This is a genomic window from Paenibacillus sp. ClWae2A, from assembly GCF_032452295.1.
Classification (GTDB): Bacteria; Bacillota; Bacilli; order Paenibacillales; family Paenibacillaceae; genus Paenibacillus.
In genome coordinates this window covers 170,976-178,248 of record NZ_JAULSQ010000013.1, presented here as the reverse complement: position 1 = coordinate 178,248, position 7,273 = coordinate 170,976, and the positions used below count along the sequence as shown (strand labels likewise).

The 7,273-nt window shown below is 50.3% G+C and carries 5 protein-coding genes, 1 pseudogene and 2 riboswitches; of the genes and pseudogenes, 5 read left to right on the top strand and 1 reads right to left on the bottom strand.

The features are described from left to right. The 5 genes and pseudogenes from QVE09_RS26685 to QVE09_RS26665 form a co-directional block, all read left to right on the top strand. Positions 1-1,138 (top strand): annotated as a pseudogene (locus QVE09_RS26685) (collagen-like triple helix repeat-containing protein); the annotation flags it as partial. Positions 1,139-1,278: 140 nt separating this feature from the next. Next, positions 1,279-1,403, top strand: a riboswitch (glycine riboswitch). Between the two features lie 4 nt (positions 1,404-1,407). Next, a riboswitch (glycine riboswitch) is annotated at positions 1,408-1,543 on the top strand. 139 nt (positions 1,544-1,682) lie between these two features. After that, on the top strand, positions 1,683-2,372 hold the full coding sequence (gene sdaAB, locus QVE09_RS26680; RefSeq protein ID WP_315939258.1) for an L-serine ammonia-lyase, iron-sulfur-dependent subunit beta: 690 nt from the start codon (positions 1,683-1,685) through the stop codon (positions 2,370-2,372). Then, a complete protein-coding gene (gene sdaAA, locus QVE09_RS26675) occupies positions 2,362-3,300 on the top strand; it encodes an L-serine ammonia-lyase, iron-sulfur-dependent, subunit alpha (protein ID WP_315939257.1) in 939 nt (312 codons plus the stop codon). The genes sdaAB and sdaAA overlap by 11 nt, the downstream gene beginning before the upstream one ends. A gap of 261 nt (positions 3,301-3,561) precedes the next feature. After that, complete coding sequence (locus QVE09_RS26670) at positions 3,562-4,776, top strand: YhgE/Pip domain-containing protein (protein WP_315939256.1); 1,215 nt, start codon at positions 3,562-3,564, stop codon at positions 4,774-4,776. A 54-nt stretch (positions 4,777-4,830) separates the two neighbouring features. After that, the gene (locus tag QVE09_RS26665; RefSeq protein WP_315939255.1) at positions 4,831-5,343 is read left to right on the top strand and encodes a helix-turn-helix transcriptional regulator; all 513 of its coding nucleotides are present in this window, start codon (positions 4,831-4,833) and stop codon (positions 5,341-5,343) included. A gap of 142 nt (positions 5,344-5,485) precedes the next feature. Here QVE09_RS26665 and QVE09_RS26660 read toward each other — a convergent pair whose 3' ends face one another. Continuing rightward, positions 5,486-7,240, bottom strand: a complete 1,755-nt coding sequence (locus QVE09_RS26660) for an alpha-glycosidase (protein WP_315939254.1) — start codon at positions 7,238-7,240, stop codon at positions 5,486-5,488. Positions 7,241-7,273 lie beyond the last annotated feature (33 nt).

The window sequence follows — 7,273 nt, the reverse complement described above, 5'->3', positions numbered from 1 at the left end:
AGATACAGGTGTGACAGGTGTCACGGGAGCGACTGGAATTACAGGAGATACGGGTGTAACGGGAGCAACTGGAGTCACTGGGGATACAGGAGCGATAGGTGTAACGGGAACAACCGGATTCACAGGAGCTACGGGTTCGACAGGTGTAACGGGAGCGACCGGAGTCACTGGAGTTACAGGTCCGACAGGCGTAACGGGAGCGACCGGAGTCACTGGTGTGACAGGTGCAACGGGAGCAACCGGATTCACTGGAGTTACAGGTGCGACAGGCGTAACGGGAACGACCGGAGTCACTGGTGTTACAGGTGCGACGGGCGTGACAGGGACGACAGGAGTCACTGGTGTGACAGGTGCAACGGGAACGACCGGAGTCGCTGGCGATACAGGTGTAACGGGAGCAACCGGATTCACTGGAGTTACAGGTCCGACAGGCGTAACGGGAGCGACCGGAGCCACTGGGGTTACAGGAGCGACAGGCGTGACGGGAACAACCGGGACGGCTGGTGTAACCGGAGCAACGGGAGCGACCGGAGCCACTGGGGTTACAGGAGCGACAGGCGTGACGGGAACAACCGGGACGGCTGGTGTAACCGGAGCAACGGGAGCGACCGGAACCACTGGGGCTACAGGAGCGACAGGCGTGACGGGAACAGCCGGGACAGCTGGTGTAACGGGAGCAACGGGAGCGACCGGGGCCACTGGTGCAACAGGAGCTACCGGATCGACAGCAGCAGCTGCTCCTGCAGATTCTTCCCTGTTTGCTGATAGTCAGACAACGGCGTTGCCTCTTCCATTGACCGGTGAAACAACCATTCAGACCCTCAATGTACCCGTGGTGGCAGGTCAACGCGTTAAAATCGATAATAGTACACAAGTAGCAGTAGTTGTAGGGTCTAACTGGAGTATTGCGTATAACATTAACCTGAGGCGTAACGGAGTTCTAATTAATCAATTGCAACTCTCAAGGACCGGGAATGCTGCGGGAACGTTGAGGTTTCTTTCTTCTAACACTTACGTGGATACTTCTCCTGCGACAACGACTAACGCATATACGATAAGTATTGAATTTACGACAACCAGCAACGTCACGAGTGCCTCAGCGGAAGTGAGAAATGTGAATGCTATTCGCTTCAGTTAAAATAGACATTGGACTTATGGTAATTACACGTTACTTTTGTTGACATATATGATATTGTACATTACTCTATGGGTATACACGATCAAAAATTTAGAAATGTACCATTCCGATTAAGAATCAAATTAAGATAATACAGCGGATGATAACGAGCGGGAGAGACCTGAGTTAGCTGAGCAAAATGGCTAGTGTTCAGGCACCGAAGGAGCAAGCTGCTGCGCACCCGGTGCAGTGGTTAATCTCTCAGGTAAATGTACCATCGTTGGACGCAACTCTGGAGAGTGCGCGAACTGCGCCACCCAAGGGGTATATGATCAGTCATTCCGGTGACCTTGTCTGTAACCACAGGCAGTGCACCTTGTCGTGAGACACTGCTGATCGTGAAACTCTCAGGTATCGAGGACAGAGAGAGGGCCTAAGGCCTTCTGCTGTCCTTTTTTGATGTCATCATATCCAAAATAAGGGACATTGTGGATGGAACTCCTGGATCGAAATGACGAATACATTTTACAAATATGAATCATGATTATTAATGGAGGGTTACAAGGTGCGATTTAAAGATGTTTTCTCAATTATTGGTCCGTCGATGACGGGGCCTTCAAGTTCACATACAGCTGGAGCAGCAAGGTTAGGGAGAATTGCTCGTCAGTGGCTAGGGTGTACGCCTGAACGTGCCCGGCTGACGTTATACGGTTCATTCGCTGATACGTATCAGGGGCACGGAACAGATCTGGCACTGATCGGCGGTCTGCTGGACTATGTCACAGACGATCCACGTATCCCGGATGCGGAGCGATACGCAGAGGAAGCGGGCATGGAGGTTGAGTTTTATACAAGTGGCCTGCCTGCTCCTCATCCAAATACGGTCAAAATTGAGTTGTGGCATGGAGAACGTGCCTGCTCCTTGATCGGTGCATCCATTGGTGGTGGTAGTGTATCGGTGCATTCGATGAATGATTTTCGTGTTCAGATTAGTGGTGAGTTTCCGACACTTGTTCTGCGGCATGCAGACAAAGCAGGGGTGCTTGCGTCGGTAACGTCCACGATCAGTTCATCCGGGGTTAACATCGGCTATATGCAGGTGGACCGGAAAGCCCGTGATGGCGAAGCACTTACCGCGATGGAAATGGATGGTGTGCCTAATCCTGATATGCTCAAGCGTCTAAAGGAGCTGGACCATGTGCTGGACATTCGTGTTATCGATTTGAAGAGAGGAGTTGATTCGGATGCGGTTTAAACATTTGCACGAGCTGAATACGATCTGTACAGCAGAATCCAAAACCATCGCTCAGCTAATGATCGAGGAGCAGGTTCAGGAGACCAATACACCGGAAGCGGATGTTGTGAAGCAGATGTCTGAATATTATCAGGTGATGAAGGAAGCGGTACGCAAAGGGTTAACGGAAGATACAACATCACGCAGTGGATTAACAGGTGGAGACGGTAAAAAAATGGCCGAGTACATTCGCAAGGGTGAGACTTGCTCAGGTGATGCTTCCGCACTTGCCATGGCGTATGCCCTGTGTGTATCTGAAGTGAATGCCTCCATGGGCCGGATTGTGGCAACACCAACGGCAGGTTCCTGCGGCATTATCCCGGGTGTGTTTATCAGTTCACAGGAGCGGTTTGGCTGGACGGACGAACATTTGGTGAACGGGTTGTTCTGTGCGGGAGCAATTGGTTATGTTATTGCCAACAATTCATTTATCTCAGGTGCGGAAGGTGGCTGTCAGGCGGAAGTGGGTTCCGCGATTGGCATGGCTGCGGGTGCCATGGTTGAACTGCGTGGAGGTACACCGGAGCAGGTCGTTCATGCCGTAGGCTTGGCGTTAAAAAATACACTGGGCCTGATCTGCGATCCGGTCGCAGGCCTCGTTGAAATTCCGTGCATCGTCCGTAATGGACTGGGTGCAGTTACGGCGCTGGCTGCGGCTGACATGGCCCTGGCCGGAGTGCGTAGTGCCATTCCGTCAGATGAAGTCATCGACGTCATGCTGGAAGTAGGCAGTGCGATGCCGAGCCGCCACCGGGAGACAGCCCAGGGCGGGTTGGCCCAAACGCCAACAGGCCGCAAAATGATGCAGAAGCTGGCTAAACCAAAGGCAAAGCGTGCCGAGCCTGAGCCAAAGTCCCCTGCTGGAAATGATGTAGAACCTAAGGTGTAACAGGGATTGATATGAATTAAATCTAACGCTAACCCGTGGAACCTTGAGCCTTGATTATTACAGTTGAAGTAGAGCTCCCTGCGTGATATGAAAAGCCGATACCAATCTTCCTAGTGAAGAGAGGTATCGGCTTTTTTTGTCTTTATCCAACAAAGAAAAATAAAAATATTGACGATCTATATATCAAGTTGATATATTAACAAATGTTATATATCAACTTGATATATATAAGGCGAAACAAAACTAAAGGAGATGGATAGAATGAAAGGAATTATCCAGACGAGTCTGCTGTTTTTGAAAAATGGAGCTACTATTGTGGGTTTAATTACGGCCGTGCTGTTTCAGGTGTTTTTTAACATCATCTGGCTTAGTGGATACGATCACGTTAATGAGAGAATGACTGAGCTAGCTGTAACTATTGTGAATGAAGACGGGGCTGCAGCTGAGCCTTTGGCCGAGTCTTTGGCAGCGGGTCTGAATTTCGAGATCAAACCATCTGAATCGATACAAGAAGCGAGACAGATGTTAACGGACCGGGATGTATACATGATCATTGAGATTCCATCAGGTTTCATGCAGCAGGCAGAAGACTTGTCGAAGCCGATGGCAGTTAAGTATGTGATGAACGAATCGAATGTGGCTACCGTGAAAAGTGTGATGCAGAACGTAGCCGCACAAGTTACAGCGACATTGAACCGTGAAGTACAACAGGAGGCTATTCACGGAGTGCTGAATCAATCCGGTATGACTGCTGATCAGGCCGATGCGTTGGCGCTGGGGTTATCTTCACGTGTTGAGGCAGAGGTGGAGCGGCAGAATCCTGTTGATAATTTTGCTTCCTCGATGGTACCGATGTTGATTGTAACGGCTACGTTTACCGGAGCGATGTTGCTAACCATGAATCTGCAAAAGGTTTCTGGTGAACTGAGTGGCAGGGCAGGGAAATGGGAGCGCTTCTGGGCACGTAACATCGTTAATCTTGGTGCGGCATTTATCGTTTCGCTCGTTGGCTCGGGTATGATGCACATTATGGGGGTATCATCAGCAGACGGTTGGTTCATGTTATGGCTGTTCCAGTTACTAATCACCATATCTTTTCTATTCATGGCTCAATTGAGTTTGCTGTTGCTTGGCAATGCTGGAGCTTGGTTAAACAGTGCGCTGTTACCTCTGCTTATGCTGTCCTCGGGATCAACGATTCCGCGAGATGTAATGCCTGAGTTCTACCAATTTATCGGTCATTATCTCCCAGCGACTTATGCTGTAGAAGGGATGATGAACCTTGTGCTCGGAGGAAACGGAATCGGCCGGGATGCGATGTTGCTCGCCGTAATCGGTGGTGTAACACTGACTCTGGGTGCGCTTTGCACCTGGATCAGACGCTCCGGCCCGGTACGTTCTGAAGCTCGTAGGGAGGACCAGCCTGCTGCTGTGCCTGTTGCACTGAAAGCAACCGTTTCGTCATCTGATCATTGAACAAGGGGTACTGATTGTGATACGTTAAGGGGAATGGAAAGGAGCGGTACACCGATGAACACGCAGCATGTCATCCTCGGAATACTGCACAATCAGCCAAGTTCCGGATACGAGATCAAGCAGTACTTTGAACAATATTTTTCATTTTTCTTTGATGCCAGCTTTGGCACCATATATCCTACACTTGCGAAGATGGAAAAGTCAGGATTGCTGACTAAGGAATCGGTGAAGCAGGAAGGGAAACCTGATAAGAACGTGTATTCATTGACCCCTGAAGGAGCAGCGCAATTTCACGCCTATTTAATGAGTCCTTTGGAAGCTGAGGTATTTCGTTCTGATTTTCTGATGCGTTTGTACTTCGGAGAGTTGGCGGATGAAGATACCGTAACGGGTTGGATCTCGACCCAGTTGAAGCGCAAGGAATTGTTATATGCTGAACTTCAGCGCCAGATGGAAGAATTCGGTGAACACATTTCGCCTGCACAGCGTCTGTGTCTGCAAGTGGGGCTTGTACAATATGAGGCCACCATCCAGTTGCTCAAGGAACAGCTGGTTCAGCCAGAGTAATCCATGGTCATAATGAATAACGTCAAAATCAAATAGGCACTCATCAGATCCGGAACAGGTCTGTGAGCGCCTATTTGGTTTTTATATTCCGATGAAGTGCACCCATGTCCGGTCTTGCATAAAAGCAAATACATCTTGGTGTTTATGTGAGACTAGTACTCAGTACGGCATATCCATACGCGGGCAGTTCAATGGCGAGCACGCCATCTTCCTTGGCGGTACGATGGTTTCCGCCGAATAACTCGGTCCATTCCTCGTCACCAGCCTCCAGCTCGACAATAGCCGTCTCTTCTGATCGATTGAACAGAACCAGAATGCGTTCCTCCTCATTTTGCCGCTCAAATACCAGTTGGCTGCCATCAGGACGAGCCTGCAAGAAACGAACGGTGCCTTCTGCACGCAGGGCAGGATGAGCATGACGCAGGGCGATCAGTTTCTGATAAAAGTCGAACAGCTCTCGGTCCTGCTTCGCTTCATCCCATTCCATGCATTTACGGCAGCCCGGATCATGTTCGCCGTCCATGCCAATCTCGTCTCCGTAATAGATGCACGGAGCACCCATATAACTGAACTGGAACAACGCAGCCAGCTTCATCTTGCGCTGGTCACCTTCACACAGCGTGAGCAGCCGCGGGGTATCGTGGCTGTCCAGCAAATTAAACGCCACTTCGCTGGCCTGAAGCGGGTAACGGGACAACTGTCGCCCGATGGAGTTCGCGAACTGTTCGGCGTGCATCGTATTTTTCACAAAGAAAGCATTCACGGCATCGGTAAACGGATAGTTCATAGACGCATCGAACTGGTCGCCTTGCAGCCAGGAAGAAGACTCGTTCCATACTTCCCCCAGAATATAGGCATCCGGATTAGCGGCTTTGACTACACGGCGGAAATCACGCCAGAATGCATCATCCACTTCGTCTGCCACATCCAGTCGCCATCCGTCCGCACCCACTTCCTTGATCCAGTACTCGGCAACCTCCAGCAGATAGGCCTTCACCTCGGCATTCTCCGTATTCAGCTTTGGCATGTGCGCTTCGAATCCGAAGGTCTCATAGGTAGGAATGCCTTCCTTCACGTCCAGCGGGAATTCATGTACATGGAACCAGTCCTTGTATTTGGATTGTTCTCCGTTCTTCTGCACATCCACAAACGGCGCAAATGTCTTCCCGGAATGGTTGAACACAGCATCCAGAAGTACGCGAATTCCACGTGCATGGCACAGCTCGACAAGTCGTTTCACGGTATCTGCATCACCAAAATGCCGATCTACCCGCAGGTAGTCTTCGGTATCGTATTTGTGATTGGTGGTGGCTTCGAAGATGGGTGTGAAGTAGATCGCATTAATGCCAAGATCGCTGATGTAATCCAGGTGGTCGATCACGCCCTGAAGGTCACCGCCGAAGAAATTGAAAGGTGTCGGCTCGCCACCCCACGGCTCTACCTTTTCTGGACTAATATCCGGGTTGCCGTTGGCAAATCGTTCTGGAAAAATTTGATAGAACACGGCATCCTTAACCCATGCAGGGGGTGTGAATACAGCTCCGGCATGAATATAAGGGAACTGGAACATACGACCCGGATCGTCCGGTTCTTCTTTCTGGAAGTCCGTCTCGGTCATCCAGATCTGTTCGTCTCCGTTTTTGAGCAGAAAAGTGTACTTCAATCGGTGGTAGGGAGGTTTCACCTCACCCTCGTAATAATCGAACATGGAGTCAGAGGTGAACTTCGTTAAGGGAACCAGCGCTTTGGTTGCATCCCACGCATATTTATCCCCGGTCAGGGCATGTACCTCGGTCAGATCATTCTTTTTGGCACGCAGGCGCAGGTGGATTGTATCTTGGTCATAGGCATAGGCCCAGTTTCGTTTCGGTTGATGATAGATGGCTTCCAGCAGCATAATGAAATTCCTCCCGTCAGGTGTAGAACTGAT